The sequence below is a fragment of the Pararhizobium sp. DWP3-4 genome (assembly GCF_049898205.1).
GTDB lineage: Bacteria > Pseudomonadota > Alphaproteobacteria > Rhizobiales > Rhizobiaceae > Pararhizobium.
In genome coordinates, this window is the sequence record NZ_JAFCXF010000001.1 from 266,048 (window position 1) to 287,661 (window position 21,614).

At 61.3% G+C, this 21,614-nt stretch carries 19 protein-coding genes; 8 read left to right on the top strand and 11 right to left on the bottom strand.

The window, feature by feature from the left end:
- Positions 1 to 122 precede the first annotated feature (122 nt).
- The 3 genes from ACP7E6_RS01240 to queF all read left to right on the top strand — a co-directional run bounded on the left by ACP7E6_RS01240 (position 123) and on the right by queF (position 3,775).
- Positions 123 to 2,312: an anthranilate synthase gene (locus ACP7E6_RS01240; RefSeq protein ID WP_426227177.1), complete on the top strand. Its 2,190-nt coding sequence runs from the start codon at positions 123 to 125 to the stop codon at positions 2,310 to 2,312.
- A gap of 78 nt (positions 2,313 to 2,390) precedes the next feature.
- A complete protein-coding gene (locus tag ACP7E6_RS01245) occupies positions 2,391 to 3,314 on the top strand; it encodes a cation diffusion facilitator family transporter (RefSeq protein ID WP_426227179.1) in 924 nt (307 codons plus the stop codon).
- Positions 3,311 to 3,775, top strand: coding sequence for a preQ(1) synthase (gene queF / locus ACP7E6_RS01250; RefSeq protein ID WP_426227181.1), 465 nt, complete (start codon positions 3,311 to 3,313; stop codon positions 3,773 to 3,775). The genes ACP7E6_RS01245 and queF overlap by 4 nt, the downstream gene beginning before the upstream one ends.
- A gap of 52 nt (positions 3,776 to 3,827) precedes the next feature.
- On the opposite strand, the gene ACP7E6_RS01255 is transcribed toward queF, so the two are convergent.
- Positions 3,828 to 4,406 (bottom strand): HupE/UreJ family protein, encoded by a 579-nt coding sequence (locus ACP7E6_RS01255; RefSeq protein ID WP_426227182.1) that lies wholly within the window; start codon positions 4,404 to 4,406, stop codon positions 3,828 to 3,830.
- A 254-nt stretch (positions 4,407 to 4,660) separates the two neighbouring features.
- Here ACP7E6_RS01255 and ACP7E6_RS01260 point away from each other — a divergent pair, with 254 nt between their 5' ends.
- Positions 4,661 to 5,242, top strand: a complete 582-nt coding sequence (locus ACP7E6_RS01260) for an ATP-dependent Clp protease proteolytic subunit (protein WP_426228486.1) — start codon at positions 4,661 to 4,663, stop codon at positions 5,240 to 5,242.
- A gap of 70 nt (positions 5,243 to 5,312) precedes the next feature.
- Here the strand turns inward: ACP7E6_RS01260 and ACP7E6_RS01265 are convergent, their stop codons facing one another.
- Positions 5,313 to 5,501 (bottom strand): type II toxin-antitoxin system Phd/YefM family antitoxin, encoded by a 189-nt coding sequence (locus tag ACP7E6_RS01265; RefSeq protein ID WP_426227184.1) that lies wholly within the window; start codon positions 5,499 to 5,501, stop codon positions 5,313 to 5,315.
- Between the two features lie 398 nt (positions 5,502 to 5,899).
- Here ACP7E6_RS01265 and leuA point away from each other — a divergent pair, with 398 nt between their 5' ends.
- On the top strand, positions 5,900 to 7,609 hold the full coding sequence (gene leuA, locus ACP7E6_RS01270; protein ID WP_426227186.1) for a 2-isopropylmalate synthase: 1,710 nt from the start codon (positions 5,900 to 5,902) through the stop codon (positions 7,607 to 7,609).
- Positions 7,610 to 7,704: 95 nt separating this feature from the next.
- Here the strand turns inward: leuA and ACP7E6_RS01275 are convergent, their stop codons facing one another.
- From ACP7E6_RS01275 to ACP7E6_RS01290, 4 genes are all read right to left on the bottom strand, one after another.
- Positions 7,705 to 8,541, bottom strand: a complete 837-nt coding sequence (locus ACP7E6_RS01275) for an anti-sigma factor family protein (protein WP_426227188.1) — start codon at positions 8,539 to 8,541, stop codon at positions 7,705 to 7,707.
- On the bottom strand, positions 8,542 to 9,060 hold the full coding sequence (locus ACP7E6_RS01280; RefSeq protein WP_426227190.1) for an RNA polymerase sigma factor: 519 nt from the start codon (positions 9,058 to 9,060) through the stop codon (positions 8,542 to 8,544).
- A 197-nt stretch (positions 9,061 to 9,257) separates the two neighbouring features.
- The gene (locus tag ACP7E6_RS01285) at positions 9,258 to 9,815 is read right to left on the bottom strand and encodes a tetratricopeptide repeat protein (RefSeq protein ID WP_426227191.1); all 558 of its coding nucleotides are present in this window, start codon (positions 9,813 to 9,815) and stop codon (positions 9,258 to 9,260) included.
- Positions 9,816 to 9,974: 159 nt separating this feature from the next.
- Entirely contained in the window at positions 9,975 to 10,877 is a 903-nt protein-coding gene (locus ACP7E6_RS01290) for a metallophosphoesterase family protein (protein WP_426227193.1), read from the bottom strand.
- An 88-nt stretch (positions 10,878 to 10,965) separates the two neighbouring features.
- Between ACP7E6_RS01290 and ACP7E6_RS01295 the strand changes: the two genes are divergently transcribed.
- Positions 10,966 to 11,454, top strand: coding sequence for an NUDIX domain-containing protein (locus ACP7E6_RS01295; RefSeq protein WP_426227195.1), 489 nt, complete (start codon positions 10,966 to 10,968; stop codon positions 11,452 to 11,454).
- On the opposite strand, the gene ACP7E6_RS01300 is transcribed toward ACP7E6_RS01295, so the two are convergent.
- On the bottom strand, positions 11,455 to 12,438 hold the full coding sequence (locus ACP7E6_RS01300) for a glutathione S-transferase family protein (protein ID WP_426227197.1): 984 nt from the start codon (positions 12,436 to 12,438) through the stop codon (positions 11,455 to 11,457). It lies immediately after the preceding gene.
- 274 nt (positions 12,439 to 12,712) lie between these two features.
- On the opposite strand from ACP7E6_RS01300, the gene ACP7E6_RS01305 reads away from it, so the two are divergent.
- Both ACP7E6_RS01305 and ACP7E6_RS01310 read left to right on the top strand, forming a co-directional pair.
- Positions 12,713 to 13,213, top strand: a complete 501-nt coding sequence (locus ACP7E6_RS01305; RefSeq protein WP_426228487.1) for a GNAT family N-acetyltransferase — start codon at positions 12,713 to 12,715, stop codon at positions 13,211 to 13,213.
- 98 nt (positions 13,214 to 13,311) lie between these two features.
- Positions 13,312 to 14,484, top strand: coding sequence for a glycoside hydrolase family 5 protein (locus ACP7E6_RS01310; protein WP_426227199.1), 1,173 nt, complete (start codon positions 13,312 to 13,314; stop codon positions 14,482 to 14,484).
- 248 nt (positions 14,485 to 14,732) lie between these two features.
- Here the strand turns inward: ACP7E6_RS01310 and ACP7E6_RS01315 are convergent, their stop codons facing one another.
- The 4 genes from ACP7E6_RS01315 to ACP7E6_RS01330 are packed head-to-tail and all read right to left on the bottom strand — an operon-like array spanning position 14,733 to position 21,554.
- Positions 14,733 to 16,802 (bottom strand): hypothetical protein, encoded by a 2,070-nt coding sequence (locus ACP7E6_RS01315; RefSeq protein WP_426227201.1) that lies wholly within the window; start codon positions 16,800 to 16,802, stop codon positions 14,733 to 14,735.
- Between the two features lie 10 nt (positions 16,803 to 16,812).
- Positions 16,813 to 19,584 carry a DUF4159 domain-containing protein gene (locus ACP7E6_RS01320; protein WP_426228488.1) on the bottom strand — a complete coding sequence of 924 codons (2,772 nt, stop codon included), beginning with the start codon at positions 19,582 to 19,584 and terminating at the stop codon, positions 16,813 to 16,815.
- Positions 19,585 to 19,616: 32 nt separating this feature from the next.
- Positions 19,617 to 20,537 carry a DUF58 domain-containing protein gene (locus tag ACP7E6_RS01325; protein ID WP_426227203.1) on the bottom strand — a complete coding sequence of 307 codons (921 nt, stop codon included), beginning with the start codon at positions 20,535 to 20,537 and terminating at the stop codon, positions 19,617 to 19,619.
- A gap of 3 nt (positions 20,538 to 20,540) precedes the next feature.
- Positions 20,541 to 21,554: an AAA family ATPase gene (locus ACP7E6_RS01330; RefSeq protein ID WP_426227205.1), complete on the bottom strand. Its 1,014-nt coding sequence runs from the start codon at positions 21,552 to 21,554 to the stop codon at positions 20,541 to 20,543.
- Positions 21,555 to 21,614: the final 60 nt, after the last annotated feature.

The window sequence follows — 21,614 nt, forward strand, 5'->3', positions numbered from 1 at the left end:
GTGGGCTCGCTAAAGCGGCCTTGACCAGTCATGCGTGATTGAGACGATAAGCCGCCCGGAAGTTTCGAGGCGGCTTTTTTGTATTCGGGCCGCGGGAATGACGGGCCTGAACGGAGCGACAGATGGCGACGACAATTCTTGCAGACGGTGCGGAAGCCTATACCACCAAGGGCGGCATTTCCGTCACCCGCCGGCGGCGCGAGGCCCCTTATGGCGAAGCGATCTCCAGCTATGTCGATAGGCTCGACGAACGCCGGGGCGCGGTGTTCTCCTCCAACTACGAATATCCGGGCCGCTACACGCGCTGGGACACGGCGATCATCGATCCGCCACTGGCCATCTCCTCTTTTGGCCGCGCGCTGTGGATCGAAGCCTATAACGAGCGCGGCGAAGCGCTGTTGGAGATGGTCACGGCGCATCTGGCCAGTGTTGCCGATATCACGCTCGGCACTGCGACGGCGCGCCGTCTCGATCTGACCATCAACATGCCGGACCGGGTATTCACCGAGGAAGAACGCTCGAAAATGCCGACGGTGTTCACCGTCCTGCGCGCCGTCACCAACCTGTTCTATTCGCAGGAAGACGCCAATCTCGGCCTCTACGGCGCCTTCGGCTACGATCTTGCCTTCCAGTTCGATGCGATCGAGCTGAAGCTGAAGCGTCCCGACGACCAGCGCGACATGGTGCTGTTCCTACCGGACGAAATTCTCGTCGTCGATCACTATGCCGCCAAGGCCTGGATCGACCGCTATGACTTCTCCAAGGACGGCAAGACGACTGACGGCAAGGCCGGCGACATCGCTCCCGAACCCTTCCAGACCGTCGATAGCATCCCGCCGCATGGCGACCATCGTCCCGGCGAATATGCCGAGCTGGTCACCAAGGCCAAGGAAAGTTTTCGCCGCGGCGATCTGTTCGAAGTGGTTCCGGGCCAAAAATTCTATGAGCGCTGCGAAAGCAAGCCATCGGAGATTTCAAACCGGCTGAAGGCGATCAACCCGTCGCCCTATTCCTTCTTCATCAATCTCGGCAATCAGGAATATCTGGTCGGCGCCTCGCCGGAAATGTTCGTGCGCGTCTCCGGCCGCCGCATCGAGACGTGCCCGATCTCCGGCACGATCAAGCGCGGCGAGGATCCGATCGCCGATAGCGAACAGATCCTCAAGCTGTTGAATTCCAAGAAGGACGAGTCCGAGCTGACCATGTGTTCAGACGTCGATCGCAACGACAAGAGCCGCGTTTGCGTCCCGGGCTCCGTCAAGGTCATAGGCCGCCGCCAGATCGAGATGTATTCGCGCCTGATCCATACTGTCGATCATATCGAGGGCCGCCTGCGCGACGATATGGACGCTTTTGACGGCTTCCTGTCGCATGCCTGGGCCGTCACCGTCACCGGTGCACCAAAGCTGTGGGCGATGCGCTTCATCGAGAGCCATGAAAAGAGCGCCCGGCTCTGGTATGGTGGCGCCATCGGCATGGTCGGCTTCAACGGCGACATGAACACGGGCCTGACGCTGCGCACCATCCGCATCAAGGAAGGCATTGCCGAGGTGCGGGCCGGGGCGACGCTGCTCAACGACAGCAATCCGGAAGAAGAAGAAGCCGAAACCGAACTGAAGGCATCCGCCATGATCGCAGCGATCCGCGACGCAAAGTCAGCCAACAGCCGTGGCACCGGCCGCGATGTCGCCCCTGTCGGTACCGGCGTCAAGATCTTGCTTGTCGATCACGAGGACAGTTTCGTTCATACGCTGGCCAACTATTTCCGCCAGACGGGCGCGACGGTCACGACAGTACGCTCGCCGGTCTCCGACGAGGTTTTCGATCGGGTGAAACCCGATCTCGTTGTTTTGTCGCCTGGCCCTGGCAAGCCGAAGGATTTCGATTGCAAGGCGACGATCAAGAAGGCGCGCGCCCATGATCTGCCGATCTTCGGCGTCTGCCTCGGGCTGCAGGCACTGGCCGAAGCCTATGGCGGCGATCTGCGCCAGCTGGCAGTGCCGATGCACGGCAAGCCATCGCGTATCCGCGTGCTGGAGCCCGGCATCGTCTTTTCCGGTCTCGGCAAGGAAGTCACCGTTGGCCGCTATCACTCGATCTTTGCCGATCCCTCGACCTTGCCGCGTGATTTCATGATCACCGCCGAGAGCGACGACGGCACGATCATGGGCATCGAACATACCAAGGAACCGATCGCAGCGGTGCAGTTCCACCCGGAATCGATCATGACGCTGGGCGGCGATGCCGGCATGCGGATGATCGAGAATGTGGTGGCGCATCTGGCCAAGCGGGCAAAGATCAAGGCTGCCTGAGCCAGCATGGACGCAGGTTGAAAACCGCTGCGCCCGAAATGGCGCGGCGGTTCTTTTTATGGGACGAAGGAATAAGCGATGGCGACTGAAATTCAGGGAAACAAGGCACAACGCCTGGCGTTCTGGGGCATCCCTCTGGCAATCGCCGTGCTGGGTCTGAAGATGCTTGCCTGGTGGGTGACTGGCTCGGTGGCGTTGCTGTCGGACGGTCTGGAATCGATCGTCAACGTCGTTGCCGCCATCGTCGCCTTCGTCGTCATCGGCTATGCCGCCAAGCCGGCAGATGCCGGACATCCGTTCGGCCACTATAAGGCCGAGTATTTTTCCGCCGTCGTCGAGGGGGTGCTGATTGTCGTCGCGGCCCTGTTGATCGTCGCCGAAGCGATCCCTGCGATCCTGGCGCCAAAGCTGCCGGAAACGCCGGTGCTTGGTCTGGCGATCAACCTTGTGGCCGGTATCATCAATGCGATCTGGGCCTATACCCTGATCCGCGCCGGTGCTGCCTTGCGCTCCCCGGCATTGACCGCCGACGGACATCATATCTTCTCCGATGTCATCACCTCGATCGGCGTCCTCATCGGGTTGGTGCTTGCCATTCTCACCGGTTATGCCGTGCTCGATCCGCTGCTTGCCGTGCTGGTTGCCTGCAACATTCTCTACCAGGGCTGGAAGGTCATTGCCCGTTCGGTCGACGGTTTGATGGATAAAGCCGTTCCGGCCGACGAGGAGGAAGCGATCAAGACGGCGATTGCCGCCAATGCGATGGGCTCTCTCGGCGTGCATGACCTGAAGACCCGCGAGGCGGGCGCGGCGATTTTCGTCGATTTCCATATGGTCGTTCCGGCTGCCATGCCGGTGGGTGAGGCGCATGACATCTGCGACCGCCTTGAAGACGCCATCCGCGAGGTTCATGCCGGTGCCAAGATTGCCATTCACGTCGAGCCGGAAGGCGAAAAGGCCCACGGCATTCGTGTCAAAGTCATCGAAGGATTGAGATCATGACAACAACCGACGTTTCCGGTCTATCGCAACTCGGACAGAATGTAGCGGCACCTCAAAATCCTGAAGAGGCCGTACTCGAGCGCGTTCCGACCAGCCATGCCGGCACGGATTTCGTCGTCCGCTTCACGGCACCGGAATTCACTTCGCTTTGCCCAATGACAGGGCAGCCGGATTTCGCCCATATCGTCATCGACTATGTTCCGGATGGCTGGGTGGTCGAATCCAAGTCGCTGAAACTCTATCTGCATTCGTTCCGCAATCATGGTGCGTTCCATGAGGATTGCACGCTGGATATTGCCAAGCGGTTGGTCGATCTTCTGGCGCCGAAATGGCTGCGGATCGGCGCCTACTGGTATCCGCGCGGCGGCATCCCGATCGATGTCTTCTGGCAGACGGGCGCGCCGCCGGAAGGGCTTTGGCTGCCGGATCAGGGCGTGCAGCCCTATCGAGGACGCGGCTGAAACGAAAAAAAACGGCGGGCTTTTTGCCCGCCGTTTCCCGCTGAAGTGCGGATCAGTTGAAGATCAGCGCCAGCCCGGCAAATGCGGTGAGACCGCCGAGAATGCGCGAGATGAGCCGGCCGGAGGACAGCCGGCCGATGCCGAGTCCAAGGCCCATTCCGGCAATATGCAGGAGCGCGGTGGCCATCACGAAACCGGCGCTGAAGGGCAGGGCGCCGGCGGATCCGAGCTCGCCGCCATGGGCATACCCGTGGAAGAGCGCGAAAACGCCGACGACGGCGGCGCAGGCAGCGGTTTCCATGCGGACGGCCATGGCAACCAAAAGGCCAAGGGCGACGACGGAGGCGAGAATGGCGGGCTCGACGAATGGCAGGTGGATACCGGCCATCGCCAGCGCAAAACCGAAGGCCATGGTGCCGACAAAGGCGCAGGGCACCACCCACAGCGCGCGTCCGCCGATCTGCGCTGCCCAGAGGCCGACGGCGAGCATCACGAGAATGTGGTCGAGGCCTGACAGCGGATGGGTAAAGCCAGCCATCAACGATCCGTGTTCGGCGGGATCGAGATGGGCAAAGGCAGGCACTGTCGAAGCGGCAAAGCTGGCTGCGGCGAGAAGAAGGCGTCTTTTCATTGTTGTCCCCATTGGTGGGCGGGGAATGTGGGAGGCAGCCCCGCCGGATGCGAATTCATGACCTGAGCATCTTATTTGGCGATATTTCGCTGTCCATACGGCAATTGCCTTAACCGGCATCTTTACCATAGCCGCAGGGTGTTGCGGATTGAGCTTTCATCCGTATCCGCTTTTGTTGCATTGTTTTCGCAGTCGAGTCGCCTTATCTGACAGCGGCAGAACATTTGAATTTATTTCGCGGGAGAGTTCGCATGATGAACGAAGAAGACGACGACAAGGTCAAGGAATTGACTTTGGGCAAAGAGACTGAGGCGAACCTTTTCAAGTCTCGCTCGATTTTCATCTATGGCCCGATCAATCAGGAGCTGGCTCAAAAGGTTTGCTCGCAGCTCGTTGCGCTTTCCGCAGCCAGCGATGATGATATCCGCATCTTCGTCAGCTCGCCGGGTGGACACGTCGAATCCGGCGATTCGATCCATGACATGATCAAGTTCATCAAGCCGAAGGTCTGGATGATCGGAACGGGCTGGGTGGCTTCCGCCGGTGCGCTGATCTACGTGTCGGCTCCGAAGGAACGGCGCATTTGCCTGCCGAACACCCGTTTCCTGTTGCATCAACCCTCCGGTGGCACGCGCGGCATGGCGTCCGACATCGAGATCCAGGCCCGTGAAATCATCAAGATGAACGAGCGTCTGAACCGGATCTTTGCCGAAGCCACCGGCCAGCCGGTCGAAAAGATCGCCAAGGACACGGACCGCGACTACTGGCTCTCCGCCGAGGAAGCCAAGTCCTACGGCCTGGTATCGCGCATCGTCAAATCGGCTGCCGATATCTAAGGCTGATCGATATCCGAAGCATTCAAGCCCCGCTGGTCGCCCAGCGGGGCTTTTTATTGCCAGATTGCGCTTAGCGCTTTGGTGCCGGCGATGGTGTCAACGGCTCTTCGGGATGGTTGGAGCCGACGCTTCGTTTCAATGGAACGAGGTCCATGACCGGCTTGCCAAAGCGAGTAATCGTGATCCTCTCTCCGGCTTCGGCACGGCGAGCAAGCTCGGAAAATTTGTCCTTAGCGATGCTGATCGGAATTTCGCTCATGTGGATATTGTAACTGCATCTGCCATATTCTCAATCGGATCGAGCTCCTGCGCGCGCCTTTTTCCAAACACCTCTCTTGCCCTGAAATTTATCTGCAGCTATACAAGCCTCATGTTGAAGACAGGCGCCATCATCGTCGAACAGGTTTCCCGCAGGCACATTGCCATCGCGGAGCGTTCGCGCGCCTTTACATCGCTTCTTCTTCTCGGCCTTACACGCGGTTGCCGGGTTCTTTGAAGGAGCGCCCGGTGGCCGAAAGCCCACCGGCCCCAGCTCCTTGCCTCCTTTGAATTCCAGACACGAAAAGAACCCGAGAGCCAGCATTTTGCCGTCGCAATGCGACCGTCGATCGGTTATTGCATGCGGGCCATGCGCCTCACAGATGAAGAGAAGCCGCAATGATCATGAAGTCCCACACCGTCAAGCAAGGCATGCCTGAAGCGGCGGTCAAGTATCAGCCCTATCCGCAGATCAACATTCCCGACCGGACGTGGCCGGGCAACACCATCACCAAGGCGCCGGTCTGGTGTTCGGTGGATTTGCGCGACGGCAACCAATCGCTGGTCGATCCGATGGGTCACGACCGCAAGGCCCGGATGTTCCAGCTGCTGCTCGACATGGGCTTCAAGGAAATCGAGATCGGCTTCCCATCTGCCTCGCAGACCGACTTCGATTTTGCCCGCTGGTGCGTCGAGGAAGGCAATGTTCCCGCCGACGTCTCCTTGCAGGTGCTGGTTCAGTGCCGTCCCGAGCTGATCACCCGGACGTTCGAATCGCTGCAGGGCGCCACCAAGCCGATCGTGCATTTCTATAATTCGACCAGCGAGCTGCAGCGGCGTGTGGTGTTTGCCAAGGACGTCAAGGGGATCAAGCAGATCGCCACCGACGCCGCCAAGATGATTGCCGACATGGCCGCCAAGGCCGGTGGCGGTTTCCGGTTCGAATATTCACCGGAGAGCTTTACTGGCACAGAGCTGGAAGTGGCGCTGGAAATCTGCAACTCGGTTGCCGAGATCATCCAGCCGACGGCGGACAATAAGTTGATCCTCAACCTGCCCTCGACCGTCGAGATGGCGACGCCCAACGTCTATGCAGACCAGATCGAGTGGATGTGCCGCAACCTCGACAATCGCGAAAACCTGATCATTTCCCTGCACCCGCACAATGACCGCGGCACGGGCATCGCTGCCACCGAGCTGGCGCTGATGGCTGGCGCCGACCGTGTCGAGGGCACGCTGTTTGGCAATGGCGAGCGGACCGGCAATGTCGATGTGGTGACATTGGCGCTCAACATGTTCACACAAGGCATCGACCCGGAACTGGATTGCTCCGACATCGAGCGGATCAAGGAAGTCTACGAATATTCCAACCAGATGGTCATTCCCGAGCGTCATCCGTATGTCGGCGAACTGGTCTATACGGCCTTCTCCGGCTCGCATCAGGACGCCATCAACAAGGGCATGAAGGCGATCAAGGTTGCCAACAAGCCATTGTGGGAAGTGCCCTATCTGCCGATCGACCCGCAGGATGTCGGCCGGTCCTATGAGGCGATCATCCGCATCAACTCGCAGTCGGGCAAGGGCGGCATTGCCTATATCCTGCAAGCCGATTACGGCATCAACCTGCCGCGCAACCTGCAGGTCGAGTTCCGCGAGGATATCCAGCGCATCACCGACGAGTTCGGCAAGGAGTTGCCGTCAAAGGCGATCCACGGGCGTTTCATCGAGCGTTACGTCGATCAGCCGGATGCGCGCATCCGCTTCGTCGACCACCACACCTATCCGGTCGGCGAGCACAAGGGCGTGCGCGTCGTTGCCGCCGAAATCACCGACAATGGCGAAACCAAGCGGATCGAAGGCAAGGGAACCGGTCCCATCGACGGCTTCATCAATGCGCTGTCGATCTATCTGGGCGTAGACATGTCGGTCGCCGATTATTCCGAGCATTCGCTGCAGCACGGCTCGAATGCGGCCGCCATCGCCTATGTCGAGGTCGAGTATCCTGGTGGAAAGCTGTTTGGTGTTGGCATCAACACCAATATCGTCGCAGCCTCTCTCGAGGCCATTGTTTCGGCAGCGAACCGGGTGCTGGAACTGAAGGCCAAATAATTCAGCCGTTTACGCGGCGTCTTGAAAGAGTTGATTCAAACAGAAAGGGCCGCTTCCTGCGAGGATGCGGCCCTTTGCACATGGCAAGGCAAAATTCAGATCGCGGTCGAGACCGCTGTCGCCAGTTCATGCAGGCTTGCATCGGATGAGGGGCCGACCACGACGTAGGACGCGCCGGCCTTCTGCCATGAAATCATTGCGATGTCGTCGCGCATGCTTTCGGTCATCTTGCCGTCGGTGCTGCCGGGCGTGCTCTTCAGAAAACAAATCGCAAAGACGTCGCCGTCCTGGTCCTTGTACATCAGCTGCGCCACCGGCTTGCCGGTTGCGACCAGCAGGCGGGCGCCTTCGAAGGTCAGGCCCTTGTCGCTCAAGTCCGGCAGCGCAAAGTTCACGCCGACGTTCGAAGCCAGCCAGCCCTCGATCTTGCCGCCCGCAGAGGCTGGTACCTCGACCAAATGTTCCGCTGTCTGGCGCGCATAGATGCGGTGATAGTCAGCGATATCGTCGAGCCATGTGCGGGCAGCGGCCATTTTCAATGGCTGGTCATCGTCATTGCCAGTCTTGCCGATGATGAAACCGGTCGAGCCGCCGACAAGCAGCAGGGCCGCGGAGGCGGCGAGCGCGCGCGGCCACAGGCGCTGCTTTGCCTGGCGCGGCGTCGCGGTCACGACCCGCTCGGTCTTTGGATTGACGCCCGGCCCCTGCTTGATCCGGCGAACCAGCGACAGCGGCACCGGATCGTGAAGGAATTCCTCGAACGCCTTGTTGCCGAAGGCATTTCCCGCCTGAAGCATGTCAAAGACCCGCCGGGCCTCGTCATCGCGCGCCACCAGCTGTTCCAGTTCCTTACGTTCCGCCTCGTTGACTTCGCCGTCGAGATAGGCCGACAGCCGAACGTCGAGCGGGAGCCCCTTCGTGCTTTGCAACATTCAGGCCCTCCTTTCCGTCGTCTCTGTAATCATTGCGGCCAGGCGCAGGCGCGCGGTCGAAAGCCTGCTCATCACCGTTCCGATCGGTATCTTCAGGATGTCGGCTGCTTCCCGGTAGCTATGCCCTTCGACATTCACCAAAAGGAAAACACTTGCCAGCCCCTCCGGCATCGAGAGGATCATCTTCTGCAGCTGGTTGAGATAGACAGCCTTTTCGCCGGATGCCTCGATCGAGAGTTCATCCTGCTCGGAAGCATCGACCGTTCCACCGCCGGTGCGCACCCGGCGCTTTCTGATCTCGTCGATCCAGAGGTTGCGTGTCATTGCATATATCCAGCTCTCAAGCCGCCCTTCGCCGTTCCACAGGTGGTAACGGGTGATTGCACGCTCGCAAACCTCCTGCACCAGATCATCGGCATCGGCCGCCTTGCGCGTCAGCGTCATCGCGAAACGGCGCAACTTGGGCAGCACGCTGACCAGGTCCCGTCGGAATTCGTTCGATTCTGCCGCTTGACGCATTGCTCTTCCAAAGAAAACGTTCCGGATCGGGGCTTTATTCGTCCGGTCTAAATAGACGCCGGTTGATATGAAACATTTGAACCATGGTCTGCAAGTCGGCAGCGTATTGGAAGGGCATATTTTGCCACTTCAGGGACGTTTCTCAACGTCAAATATCAGGCCGGGCAATGCGTTAGCGAAGCCCGGCCCGATTGCCGTCAATAGTGGCGGACGCCGCCGAGCGATTCGAGCAGCGCACGATAGGCCCAGCTGTTTTCGCCGCCGCGGTCGCGGATCTCGATCAGTTGCGCCTTGGCTTCCTCGACCTTGCCCTGTTCAAGCAGCGCCTGGCCCATGTAGGAACGGGCAAGGATATAGTTTTCGTCAGCCTGCAGCGCGCGCTTGTAGAAGCTCATGCCGACTTCCATGCGCCCGGCCTTGCGGTTGGAGTAGCCGCGATAGTTGAGAATGCGGGCACTGTTCTGGTCCTTGACCGCGTCGAGCACCTTGAGCGAATTTTCATACTGGCCGGCATAGGCCAGTTCGCGGGCCGCCTTGAACAGGATATCGTCGTCAAGCCCGCTCTTTTTGGCGTTTACGCATTCCTTCTTGGCCTTGTCCCAGATCTTGCCGTCCTTGCATTCGGTGGAGGTCTTGGTCTTTTCCGGCGGCGCGGTCGTGTCCTCGCCTGCACCCCAGGCCGCTTGGCCGAGCGAAAAGAAAGAGGCGGCTGAGAATAAGGCAATCATTGCAGTCTTGCTGTGGATCATGGTCATCTCCCTGGCTGAAACTGATACCGGCAAGCCGATCGCGCATGACATTTGCCGATGTCAGCGTTCTCCTTCTTACGGTCAGCCTTGTGGGACGGATGACCAGCACCGATTATTTCGCGAGCATAGTCTTTTTTCGCTGCTTGGCGAGTAACGATAGGGCGATCAGAGCCGGGTGGTTTCGACCAGCGTCACGGTGCGGCTGTCCATCGTCAGTTCGAACCGTTCGCGAATGACGTTCCATTGTCCCGGGCTGCCGGAGATCGAAAACAGGTTGAACCCGGCTGGCGGCTTTTTGCCCCCACGGCCCTGCGAGGCCGATGCGATGCCGACGACGGGCACGGGCTTGACCTGACCCTTGAGGGAATAGACCGTGTTCAGGTGCGTATGCCCGTGCAATACCAGTTCGGCCCCGCCGGCGGTGATCGTCGCGGCAAAGCGGCGGATGCCGAGCATGCGCTTGTGCATGGATGTGGCACCGCGGATCGGGGGATGGTGGATCATCACGACGCGGAAGAGACCGGCCTCGCCTGCCGCACGCAGCAAATTAACGGTCTCGCGCGCCTGGCGGCTGCCGAAATAACCGCTGGCGGCAAAGGGCGGCGTGGCTACTGCCGTCGAGCAGCCGATCAGCGCCACGGGGCCGCGAACCCTAAGATAGGGAAAGCAGTGAAAATCCTCGTTCCATTCCGCCGGTCCGCGCTCGCCGCGCATATACGGATACCAGGCCCTGGTGGTCTTCTCATAGGCACCCGGCACATAGGCATCGTGATTGCCCGGAACGATCGAGATGTTTTCCGGTTCTCCCGCTTCGCGCAACCATTCCGTCACGACCTCGATCTCGCGTGAGGAGGCAAGGTTGACCAGATCGCCTGTTATCGCCAGATGATCCGGATCGATCCGCTCGATTTCGTCCATCAAAAGGTTGAGCGTGTTGCCGACCAGATGATTGCGCCGGTTGCGGTGCCAGTTGACGAATCCGGTAATGCGTTTCGATGCGAGTTCACGGAAGGAAAGGTCGGGCAGGGGGCCGAGATGGATGTCGGAAATATGGGCGAGTTTGAACATCCTTCGTACCTAGCGCATATTCCCGAAAAGGGGAATCATTCCAGACGCTTTATCCTCGGCGTGACACAACGAAAGGAACCGGACCGGCATGAGTGCAGCGCCGCCGGAAATGCGAAGCTGGAGATCATGGCTCCTGACACGCTTGGCCCACAGCTATTTCGCCATCGCACGCGGCATGACGATGGGGGTTCGTGCTGCCTGCTTCGATGCCGAGGGCCGGGTTTTTCTGGTCCGGCATTCCTATCTCCCCGGTTGGCATATGCCGGGTGGCGGGCTGGAGCGGCGCGAGACGGCCTTGCAGGCACTCGTCAAGGAGTTGCGCGAGGAGGGCAATCTTGAAATGAGTGGTCCACCCGAGCTTTTCCATGTCTATTTCAACCGGCAGACCAGCAATCGCGACCATGTGATCTTCTATCGCTGCCGCAATGTCCGGCAGGTTTCGCCGAAGAAACCGGATATGGAAATCGTTGAGAGCGGCTTCTTTGCGCTTGATGCCCTGCCGGCGGAAACGACGCCTGCGACGCGCCGGCGCCTGGCGGAACTCTTGGAAAGCGCTCCGCCAGCCGACGTGTGGTAGTTAGGCAGCCAGTTTTTCGCGGCCGTGCGGCGCGTCGAGGGCGAGCACCGGCCCAACGGGCACGACGCCAGTCGGATTGATCATCGTGTGACTGCGGTAATAATGCTCCTTGATGTGGCGCATGTTGACCGTCTCGGCGACACCGGCCACCTGATAGAGATCCTGCAGATAGGCTTGCAGGTTCGGGTAATCGGCGATGCGGCGAATGTTGCACTTGAAGTGTCCGACATAAACAGGATCGAAGCGCACCAGCGTTGTGAACAACCGCCAATCGGCCTCGGTGATCCGTTCGCCGCTCAGATAGCGGCGGGTGGACAGGCGCTCTTCCAGTTCGTCCAGCGCCTCGAATACCGTCGTGACGCTTTCCGCATAGGCGTCCTGCGCCGTGGCAAAGCCCGCCTTGTAGACGCCATTGTTGACGGCGCCATAGATACGCTCGTTCAGGGCATCGATTTCACCGCGCAGTTCTTGCGGATAGAAATCGTCGTTGGACCCGGTCAAGCCGTCGAAGGCCGAGTTGAACATGCGGATGATTTCCGCGGATTCGTTGGAGACCATCTTGTTCTGCTGCTTGTCCCAGAGCACCGGCACGGTGACGCGGCCGGAATAATGCGGATCAGCCTTCACATAGACCTGCCAGAGCGCCTCCGAGCCGAACAGGTGGTCGACGGTGCCGCCGATCTCGTTCTTGAACTCCCAGCCCTTCGACAACATCAACGGATCGACGATCGAGACGGTGATCAGGTCTTCCAGCTTCTTCAGCTTGCGGAAGATCAACGTGCGATGGGCCCAAGGGCAGGCAAGCGATACGTAGAGGTGGTAGCGCCCTGGCTCTGCCTTGAAGCCTGCTTCACCCGTCGGGCCGGCCGAACCGTCGGCGGTGATCCAGTTGCGGAACTGCGATGCCGCCCGCTTGAAATGTCCCTTGGTTTCCTTGGTATCGTACCAGACGTCCTGCCAGACGCCATCAACCAGCATGCCCATCGTCAATCTCCTGCGGCGAAAGTGCCGTTTGTTTGTGAATTCATGATCCATAGATAGCGCATCAGATCGGCGCATATAGTGCGCAAAATCTGAACAGTGCGTTTTAGGCTTTGACGCGGCGCGTTTTTCTGCTATCCGGCCTTGCAGAATTTTTCTGAACACGGATCAAAGTTGATGTCTTTCCCGGGAAGCCCACGACGACGCTGATGCTGCAAACGCCCCTGAGGGCGAAGCCATCATATTTTTGTCTCGTATGCCCGGTTTTCCGATGTTCATGAAAAAGCACGATCTCGTCTATCTTACCGAAGACGCTTCCCACGACGCAGCCATCGAAATCATCAATGAAGAAGCGTTCGGCCCCGGCCGGTTCGCCCGCGCCGCTGCCCGCATCCGCGAGCAGGGGCCGCACGATCTGGCGCTATCGTTCGTCTGCGCCGACGATGGTGAAACCATAGCCTCCGTGCGGATGACCCCTGTGATGGCCGGTTCGATCAAGGGTCATCTGCTCGGACCGCTTGCCGTTCGCCCCTCGCACAAGAACCGCGGCATTGGCCGCGAGCTGGTGCGCATCGCGGTGGAGGCGGCGCGGCGCAAGGGGTCGCAATGTGTGATCCTCGTCGGCGATCCGCCCTATTACCAGCCGCTCGGTTTCGAAAAAGTCGCCTATGGCGCGCTGACCTTTCCGGGGCCGGTCGATCCCAATCGGGTTCTGGTCGTGCCGATGGTCGAGGACGCTCATGCCGGCCTGAAGGGCGATATCCACTGGCGGGCGTGATTTCCAGGCCGGGGATTATCGGCGAATAACGCCGCCGCCTTCCCAATTCCGCCACAGTGACTGCGAATATCCCGGCCATCGCAACCGGGATATTTTGAATGCGTCTGCTGCCCGCCGTCTTCGCCTCGCTTCTCCTTGCCACATCCGCTTCCGCCGCCGATCTCATCCAGTTCTGGGACAAGCCGCAGCACGGCGGCAACAGTTTCAACCGGCTGCCACCGGATCAGGCCTATTTCGATGCCCTCAAAGGCTACGGCGCCACCTGGGTGCGGCTGTCCTACGACAAGTGGAAGCCGGCTAAACGCGACTTCCTGATCGGTGACGCCGACAAATACGAAGGTATTCCGGCGCAGGACCTGGCGACGCTGAAGGCTGCGCTCGACCGCGCCGGGAAGGCAGGGCTGAAGGTGGTGATCACGCCGCTGTCGCTACCCGGCATGCGCTGGGCGCAAAACAACGGCAACAAGTTCGATGGCCGGATCTGGCAGGACAAGCGCTTCTGGGCACAATCCGCCGCTTTTTGGAAGGATCTGGCTGCAGCCCTCAAGGACCATCCGGGCGTCGCCGCCTACAACATCATCAACGAACCGGCGCCGGAAAAGAACAATGGCGTTGCCGAGCATGGCGGCACGGAGGCAATGAAGGAGTGGTATGCGAAGCAGACCGATACCGCTCGTGACCTTCCGGCCTTTTACGACACCGTGATCAAGGCCATCCGCGAGGTCGATCCGTCAACCCCGATCATGGCGGATGCCGGCTGGTATGCGGCGGCCGACGCTTTCAGCTATTGGCCAAAGCCGCTCGCCGACGAAAAGGTTCTCTACAGCTTTCATATGTATGAACCTTATGCCGCGACCAGCGCGCCAAACATGAAACGTGAAAAACCCTATGCCTATCCGGGCAAGGTTCCGTTTGGCGAGATGGAAGAAACCTGGAACCGCGAACGGGTCGCCGCCTATCTGCAGCAGCCGGTCGACTGGGCCGACAGCCACGACGTGCCACGCAACCGCATGGTCGCCGGCGAATTCGGCTGCATGCGCCGCTGGGACGGTTGCAAAACCTATCTCGAGGATGTCTTGACGTCGCTCGACGGCAGCAAACTGCACTGGGCCTTCTACAGTTTTCGCGAGGACAGCTGGGACGGCATGGACTACGAACTCGGCTCGCAGAAGGTCAATTGGAAATACTGGGAGGCCATCGACGAGGGCAAACCCGATCCGGTCAAGCGCAAACCGGGGCCGGAATTCGATCCGATTCGCAAAAGGCTTTAAGGGCTTAGCCCTTCGGCTCAAAGTCAGTGTGAATGACGGCTTGTCAAAACTATCCTCCGTCATTCCTGTGCTTGTCACAGGAATCCAGCCACGGCGCGTCTGCGCCGTGAGGGGACAGTTACTCCGCTTAGAAGAAGAGTCTTACGCGCCCGCAGACGCGGCGCACTGGATTCCTGTGACGAGCACAGGAATGACGGAGGCTATGGCGGCTTTGATACTGCAAAACGGAGAACCGCAGCAAATGCCCCTTACCGTCCCTCGCGATGCCACGTGGCCGAAAGCACGAACAGCAGCGCCGCCAGTCCAAGGAAGCCGGCGAACAGCGAGAGCGAATTGATGCCCTTCAGCACCGTTTCGTCGGTCATTCGCAGCGACATGCGCTGATCGTCGGCAACGCGGACGGTGCCGCGGACCGGCAGGATCTGCGGCATATCCACCGGCCCATCGGCATTGGCGAGGCGCTGCACCAGACCCTTGGTCTTTTGCGCCCAGGGGGCAAGCGTCTCGGTGGTCGAGATGGTTGCCTTGAACTCGGGCGCATCGACGCTGCCGACATGCACCAGCGTGTTGAGTTCACCATTGGTGACTTCGAACAGGCCAGTTTCGGCGGTGCGGACACTGGCCTTATAGAGGCCGGGTTCGCCTTCGTTGAGCGTGATTTCCTCGGTCTTGCCGGAAGGGTAGGTCAGCGTGGCGGCGCCGGGATCACCGGCGATCGTCTGCCGGGCGATTTCCAGTGTTCTACCGCTGGCATGCGCCGTCAGCGCTTCTTCCTCCAGCGCCGGTTCCTGCATCAGCCAGTGGGCCGTGCGGCGGTAGAGCGAAACGCTCGGGCCGCCGCCTTCAAAGCCGCGTGCCCAGAGCCAGCCTTGGTCGGAGAGCAGCATGGCGACCCGGCCCTTGCCGACGCGGTTCAGCACCAGCAGCGGCTTGCCATCGGCGGCCTGCATGACGGTCTGGCCGAGCGGTGTATCGACATCAACCGTTCGGAACCAGCGGCCCCAGTGCGGCGGCTCGCTGTCGGCGCCTTCAAGGCCGCGGGTCACCGGATGTTTCTTTCCTTCTTCCGACAGCCGCGGATAGAAGGCCTTTTCGTTCATAAAGCCGGTCGGGCTGGCAGGCAGCACTGCCGACAACGGGGTCGTTGCAATCGAATCATCGCCGGCATGTTCTGGGCCTGCAGCAATCAGCAGCGCGCCGCCGTTTTCGACATATTGGGCGATGTTGTCATAGTAGAGGATCGGCAGAACGCCGCGATGCTGGTAGCGGTCGAAGATGATCAGGTCGAATTCCTTGATCTTGTCGACGAACAGCTCGCGGGTCGGGAAGGCGATCAGCGACAATTCGTTGATCGGCGTGCCGTCCTGCTTTTCCGGCGGCCGTAGAATGGTGAAATGAACCAGATCGACGGCGGCGTCAGATTTGAGCAGATTGCGCCAGGCCCGTTCGCCGGCATGCGGCTCGCCCGACACCAGAAGTACGCGCAGGTTTTCGCGGATGCCATCGATGACGTGGACGGCGCGGTTGTTGGCTTCCGTCACTTCACCGGCGACAGGTGCTACGGCAAATTCGAGAATGTTGTTGCCGCCGCGCGGCACCGTGAAGGCGAAGGGTACATCGGTGCCGGGCTCGGCCATTTCCATGGCGATCTGATTGCCGTTCAGGCTGACGGTGACTTCCGCGGTGCCGCCGGGCGCCTTTCCGTCATCGGCGATGCGGAACGTCACTTTCTGCTCTTCACCGACAATGCCGAAGCGTGGCCCACTGACGATCTCGACGCGGCGGTCGAATTCGTCCGGTTCGCCGGTGATCAGCCCGTGGATCGGCGCGTCGAAGCCGAGCGGCTGGTTGATATCGGGAACATCATGGATCTGGCCGTCGGTGATGAAGATCGCCCCGCCGACGCGGGCGGGCGGCACGTCGGCCAGCGCCGTCTGGAGGGCCGTGAACAGTTTGGTCGATGGCGTTTCGGTGTTCTCGTCATCGGCGGCTTCGACGATGCGGGCCTCGATCTGCGGGAATTTGGCCAACCGCTGTTTCAGCGTCGCCAAGGCTTCGTCGGTCATGGCGCGGCGGCCGGCATTGTCCTGGCTCTGGCTGCGATCGACGACAACGCCGACGATGGTGGAGAGCGGCTCGCGTTCCTCCTGAAAGAACACCGGATTGGCGACGGCAAGGATCAAGGCTGCAAGTGCTGCCGTCCGGAAGGCGGCACCGCGGACGCCACGCCAGAAGCCGAGCGCCGACAGCAGGATTGCAATAAGTGCAAGCACGGCAATGAAAGACCATGGCAATAGCGGCTGGAAATAGAGTGTCATGGGTGTGCCCTCACTGGCCAAGCCGTTCGAGCAAAGCAGGGATATGCACCTGGTCGGCCTTGTAGTTGCCGGTCAGCATATACATCATGATGTTGACGCCGGAGCGGAAGGCGAGTTCGCGCTGCTGCTCGTCCGGCGGTACGGTCGGCAGAAGCGGCATGCCGTTGGTGTCGATCGCCCAGGCGCCGGCAAAATCATTGCCGGTGATCATGATCGGCGACACGCCGTCGCCTGAACGCGCCGGCCTGCCGGTTGGCTGGGAGCCATTGTCCGGCTGCGCCTCGATCCACAGCGGGCTGCCATTGTAGCGGCCGGGAAAGTTCGAGAGCAGATAGAAGGACTTGGTCAGCACGTTGTCGGTCGGCACCGGTTCCAGCGGCGGGATATCGAGATCGGCAAGGATCGCCTGCAACCGTTCGGAATTGGGGCTGGTGCCCGAACCGGATGATAGCGAGGAAAACTGGTCGCGCGTGTCGAACAGCACGGTGCCGCCGGAACGCATATAGGCATCGATCCGACTGATCGCCGCCGGGCTCGGCATCGGCGCATTGGCGGATATCGGCCAATAGATCAGCGAGTAGAACGCCAGTTCGTCCGAAGCGATGTCGAGACCGATCGGCGGGCCGGGTTCGAGCGTCGTGCGGTAGGTGAGGAAGTCGGTGAGGCCCGCGAGACCGCGTTCGGACATACGATCGACATCGGCTTCGCCGGTGATGACATAGGCGAGATGGGTCTTGTCCAATTGCCGCAGGATGATGTCGTCGCCCGGCTTGCTATCATCGGCCAGCGATTGGCCGGGGATCGCGACCAGTAAACCTGCCGCGAGCGCCAGCGCGATCGCCGCTGCTGCCGGCATTCTCAACCGGGCAAAGGCGCCGCCCATGAACAGAACCACGGCGGAATCGATCAGCAGCAGTATAAGCGCTGCCGCAAACAGCCATGGCTTCAGCGACCAGGCCTCTGCACCGATCAGGGGCTCCGATGTGTACGGAATGGACAGGCCGGTGGCATCGATCGCCTTCAACTCCGTATCGCGGGGCAAAAGGTTCAGTGCGGCAAATTCTTCTTCAGAACCATAGAGACCAGGCGGATGCTCTGCGCTTGAGACCGGGGTGGTCCCAGTGGCAATTTCCAGCGGCCGCGCCTTGCCGGTCTCGCTGATTAGCACGCCATTGGCATTCAAGAGGCGGTATGGCGCCAGTGTCTGGCCCTTTGCCGTCGCTTCGCTCGCCACGCCGCCGCTGCGCGACAATTGCACGCTGCGGCGCAGCATCTCGACGAAATCACCCGAGATCGGCAGGTTCGACCAGGTCGCTTCGGCGCTGACATGGAACAGGATGATGCGGCCAGCGCCTTGGGTCTTCGTTGTCACCAGCGGCGTGCCATCGGCAAGGCTCGCCCAGGTACGCGATGAAAGATCGGCAGTCGGCTCGGCCAGCACCTGACGCTTGACGAGAATGCCCTGCGGTTTCGGCATGCCGGCAAACGGGCTGAGCGCCGGATAGTCGGCAAGCGGCTGTGGTTCCGACCAGGAGAGGGCGCCGCCCAATGCGCGTTCGCCCTGCCGCAGCGTTACCGGCACCAGCGGATCGTCGGCCGGGGCTGCGGCCAGACGCGGACCGGCAAAGCGAACCAGCGTGCCGCCGTTTTCGATCCACTTGGTGATCGGTGCATAGGTTTCTTCTGGCAGGCGGCCGATATCGGCCATGATCAGCATTGACGGCTTCTGGGCCAGAAGTTCGGGGATCGAGACGGCGAGGTCGGCTTCGGCCGGCTGGATCAGATCTGCGTACGGGGCGAGTGCCCGGTTGATATAATAGAGCGGCGAGAGCAGCGGCTGCGACTGGTCGCGGGCTTCACCGCTGAGCAGCGCCACCCGGCGGCGGCGAAAGCCGTCATCGAGCAGGAAGGTGCCGCCGGCTGTTGCCGCGCCATCGATGGCGACGCGGGCAAAATCGTTGCGCAGTTCAAAGGGCGCGGCGAGCGTTCCCTTGGCGATGCCTTCACCGGCTGCAAATGCGACGGAGCCATTGGCGATCGCCCGGCCGCGCGTGTCGTAGGCGGTGACCGGCAGCGTGCGCGCAGTGGTGGTATCGAGGCGGGTGGCGCTGACCACCATCGATTCGGCATCATTGGCGGAATTGCTGATCGCCACGGCCTGATCCTTGCCGCCTTCGATTAGCCTGAAATTTTCGGGCGAGAGCGCCGCAAGCTCGGCCATGATTTTGCCGTCACCCGTCTCGATACCATCCGAAAGGAAGGCCAGCGTACCGGGGGCAATGCCATTGAGCGCGGTCTTCAGCGCGTTGACCGCCGCTTCCCGATCCGGGCGCAGCGGTTGCGGTGCGGCGGCGGCCAGGCGGTTGCGGGCAGTGACGGCCGATCCGGGTACGGCATTGTGGTCCTGATCTGCGGTGAAGACGACGGCGACCGGGAGGTCCTTTTCCTCGGCGTCAATGATCAACGCATCCGCCGTCTCCACCCGGCGCTGCCAGTCGGTCGATGTCACCCAGCTATTGTCGATCACCAGCGCCAGCGGGCCGTTGCCGGCCAGCGTGTTGGAGCGTGGATTGAACACCGGATCGGCTATGGCAAAAATGATGGCGGCGGCCATCAGCATGCGCAGCAGCGTCAGCCACCACGGGCTTTTCGACGGCGTTTCCTCGCGCTTCAGGACGCTGGCGAGAATGCGCAGCGGCGGAAACACCTCGGTGACGGGTTTCGGCGGCGTCATGCGCAGAAGCCACCAGATCGCCGGAAGGGCAACGAGGGCGGCGAGCATCAGCGGATTGGCGAAGATGAACGGCAGGAAGCTCACAGCTGGCCTCCATGGGTGGCGCGCCCGGGCATGCCGGAGAGGTACATGTGCACGGCGACCAGCGCCTCGGAGGCGAGGTGATCGGTGCGGTGCGGCGTAAACGTCCAGCCGAGATGGCGCAGGTTTTCGCCGAGACTGTCGCGCCTTGCGATATAGGCGCGGCGATAGTCGTCGCGGACGATTTCGGCACGGCCGGCGGTCAGCTTCTCGCCGGTTTCCGGATCGGTGAACTCGGTACGCCCAGCATAGGGAAAGCTTTCCTCGGCCGGGTCGGCAATCTCGATGACATGGCCGCGCAATCCGCGCCGGGCCAGCGGCCCGAGCTGTGCCATGATCGTATCGGCCGGATCAAGGAAGTCACCGACCAGCACCAGATCGCTGGCGCCACGGATCATCGCCGTCTGCGGCAGGCCGCCGGAAAGCGGCGTGTGCATCAGGGCGGTTGCCAGCCGTTCGGCGGCATTGCGGGCCGACACCGGCTCCATCACGCCGGGGCAACCGATGCGCTCGCCGGAACGGGCCAGAATTTCGGCAAGCGCCAGCATCAGCACCAGTGCCCGGCTTTCCTTGGAGACCGAGCCGAACTTCGATTTGTACATCATCGACGGCGATAGGTCGGCCCAGAGCCAGATCGTGTGGGCGGCCTCCCATTCGCGGTCGCGCACATAGGTATGATCGTCGCGGGCGGAGCGGCGCCAGTCGATACGCGACAGGCTCTCGCCGTCGCTATAGGGCCGGAATTGCCAGAAATTCTCGCCGATGCCGCGCTTGCGGCGCCCGTGCCAGCCGGAAATCACCGTATTGGCGATGCGCTTGGCCTCGACCATGCAGTCCGGGATCAGCCGGGCGCGGCTCTGCGCACGGGAAAGCACGTCTCCTGAAGGCGTCGGCTCGACGATTTGGCCTATGGCAGCCATTCATTATCCCTTGGCTTGCTTGACCAGGCCGGTAATCACGTCACGTACCGTCATGCCTTCGGCCCGGGCTGCGAATGTCAGCGCCATGCGGTGCTGCAGCACCGGTTCAGCCAATGCCATGATGTCATCGATGGATGGTGCCAGCCTGCCGTCATAGAGGGCACGGGCGCGGGCGCACAGCATCAGCGACTGGCCGGCGCGCGGACCGGGCCCCCAGGCGACGTTCTTGTCGGTAGCGGCGTTGCCGTTTCCGGGGCGGGCCGAGCGGACCAGCGACAGGATGGCATCAACGACTTTCTCGCTGACCGGCATCTGGCGGATCAGGTGCTGGATAGCCCGAAGCTGTGCGGCATCGATGACGTCGCGCGCCTCGGATTCATGCGTGCCGGTGGTTTCGAGCAGAATCTGCCGTTCCGCCGCCAGTTCGGGATAGCCGACATCGACCTGCATCAGGAAGCGGTCGAGCTGGGCCTCGGGCAGGGGATAGGTGCCTTCCTGCTCCAGCGGGTTCTGCGTCGCCAGCACATGGAACGGCTGCGGCAGGTCGTTGCGCTGGCCGGCAACGGTGACGTGATATTCCTGCATGGCCTGCAGCAGCGCCGACTGCGTGCGCGGGCTGGCGCGATTGATTTCATCGGCCATCAGAAGCTGGGTGAAGATCGGGCCGGGCACGAAGCGGAACGACCGGCGGCCGTTGTCGTCCTGGTCCATCACTTCGGAGCCGAGAATATCGGATGGCATCAGGTCGGGGGTGAACTGGATGCGGCTGGAATTGAGGCCGAGCACGGTGCCGAGCGTCGATACCAGCTTGGTCTTGGCAAGGCCGGGAACGCCGACCAGCAGCGCATGGCCGCCCGACAGGACCGCGAGCAGCGTCTGCTCGACGACGCTTTCCTGGCCGAAGATCACCTTGCCGACTTCCTTGCGGATCAGGGCGATCTCGCCCAGCGCCTTTTCGGCGGCGGCGACGATCGCCTTGTCGTCGACCGCGCCGTCTGTGGTTTTCATCACACCCATTGTCTGTCTCCAGTGGCCGGCAACGGTGCCGAATCGCGAAAAGCGCGCTTTTCGTCTCTG

What these genes read in the sequence shown, in the direction of transcription:
- ACP7E6_RS01305 (WP_426228487.1), top strand. Translation starts at nt 12,713, where the DNA reads ATGAAAAAGCACGATCTCGTCTATCTTACCGAAGACGCTTCCCACGAC.
- leuA (WP_426227186.1), top strand. Translation starts at nt 5,900, where the DNA reads ATGATCATGAAGTCCCACACCGTCAAGCAAGGCATGCCTGAAGCGGCG.
- ACP7E6_RS01325 (WP_426227203.1), bottom strand. Translation starts at nt 20,537, where the DNA reads ATGGCTGCCATAGGCCAAATCGTCGAGCCGACGCCTTCAGGAGACGTG.
- ACP7E6_RS01265 (WP_426227184.1), bottom strand. Translation starts at nt 5,501, where the DNA reads ATGAGCGAAATTCCGATCAGCATCGCTAAGGACAAATTTTCCGAGCTT.
- ACP7E6_RS01320 (WP_426228488.1), bottom strand. Translation starts at nt 19,584, where the DNA reads ATGCTCGCCGCCCTCGTTGCCCTTCCGGCGATCTGGTGGCTTCTGCGC.
- ACP7E6_RS01260 (WP_426228486.1), top strand. Translation starts at nt 4,661, where the DNA reads ATGAACGAAGAAGACGACGACAAGGTCAAGGAATTGACTTTGGGCAAA.
- ACP7E6_RS01300 (WP_426227197.1), bottom strand. Translation starts at nt 12,438, where the DNA reads ATGGGCATGCTGGTTGATGGCGTCTGGCAGGACGTCTGGTACGATACC.
- ACP7E6_RS01245 (WP_426227179.1), top strand. Translation starts at nt 2,391, where the DNA reads ATGGCGACTGAAATTCAGGGAAACAAGGCACAACGCCTGGCGTTCTGG.
- ACP7E6_RS01295 (WP_426227195.1), top strand. Translation starts at nt 10,966, where the DNA reads ATGAGTGCAGCGCCGCCGGAAATGCGAAGCTGGAGATCATGGCTCCTG.
- ACP7E6_RS01255 (WP_426227182.1), bottom strand. Translation starts at nt 4,406, where the DNA reads ATGAAAAGACGCCTTCTTCTCGCCGCAGCCAGCTTTGCCGCTTCGACA.
- ACP7E6_RS01240 (WP_426227177.1), top strand. Translation starts at nt 123, where the DNA reads ATGGCGACGACAATTCTTGCAGACGGTGCGGAAGCCTATACCACCAAG.
- queF (WP_426227181.1), top strand. Translation starts at nt 3,311, where the DNA reads ATGACAACAACCGACGTTTCCGGTCTATCGCAACTCGGACAGAATGTA.
- ACP7E6_RS01315 (WP_426227201.1), bottom strand. Translation starts at nt 16,802, where the DNA reads ATGACACTCTATTTCCAGCCGCTATTGCCATGGTCTTTCATTGCCGTG.
- ACP7E6_RS01275 (WP_426227188.1), bottom strand. Translation starts at nt 8,541, where the DNA reads ATGTTGCAAAGCACGAAGGGGCTCCCGCTCGACGTTCGGCTGTCGGCC.
- ACP7E6_RS01285 (WP_426227191.1), bottom strand. Translation starts at nt 9,815, where the DNA reads ATGACCATGATCCACAGCAAGACTGCAATGATTGCCTTATTCTCAGCC.
- ACP7E6_RS01330 (WP_426227205.1), bottom strand. Translation starts at nt 21,554, where the DNA reads ATGGGTGTGATGAAAACCACAGACGGCGCGGTCGACGACAAGGCGATC.
- ACP7E6_RS01290 (WP_426227193.1), bottom strand. Translation starts at nt 10,877, where the DNA reads ATGTTCAAACTCGCCCATATTTCCGACATCCATCTCGGCCCCCTGCCC.
- ACP7E6_RS01280 (WP_426227190.1), bottom strand. Translation starts at nt 9,060, where the DNA reads ATGCGTCAAGCGGCAGAATCGAACGAATTCCGACGGGACCTGGTCAGC.
- ACP7E6_RS01310 (WP_426227199.1), top strand. Translation starts at nt 13,312, where the DNA reads ATGCGTCTGCTGCCCGCCGTCTTCGCCTCGCTTCTCCTTGCCACATCC.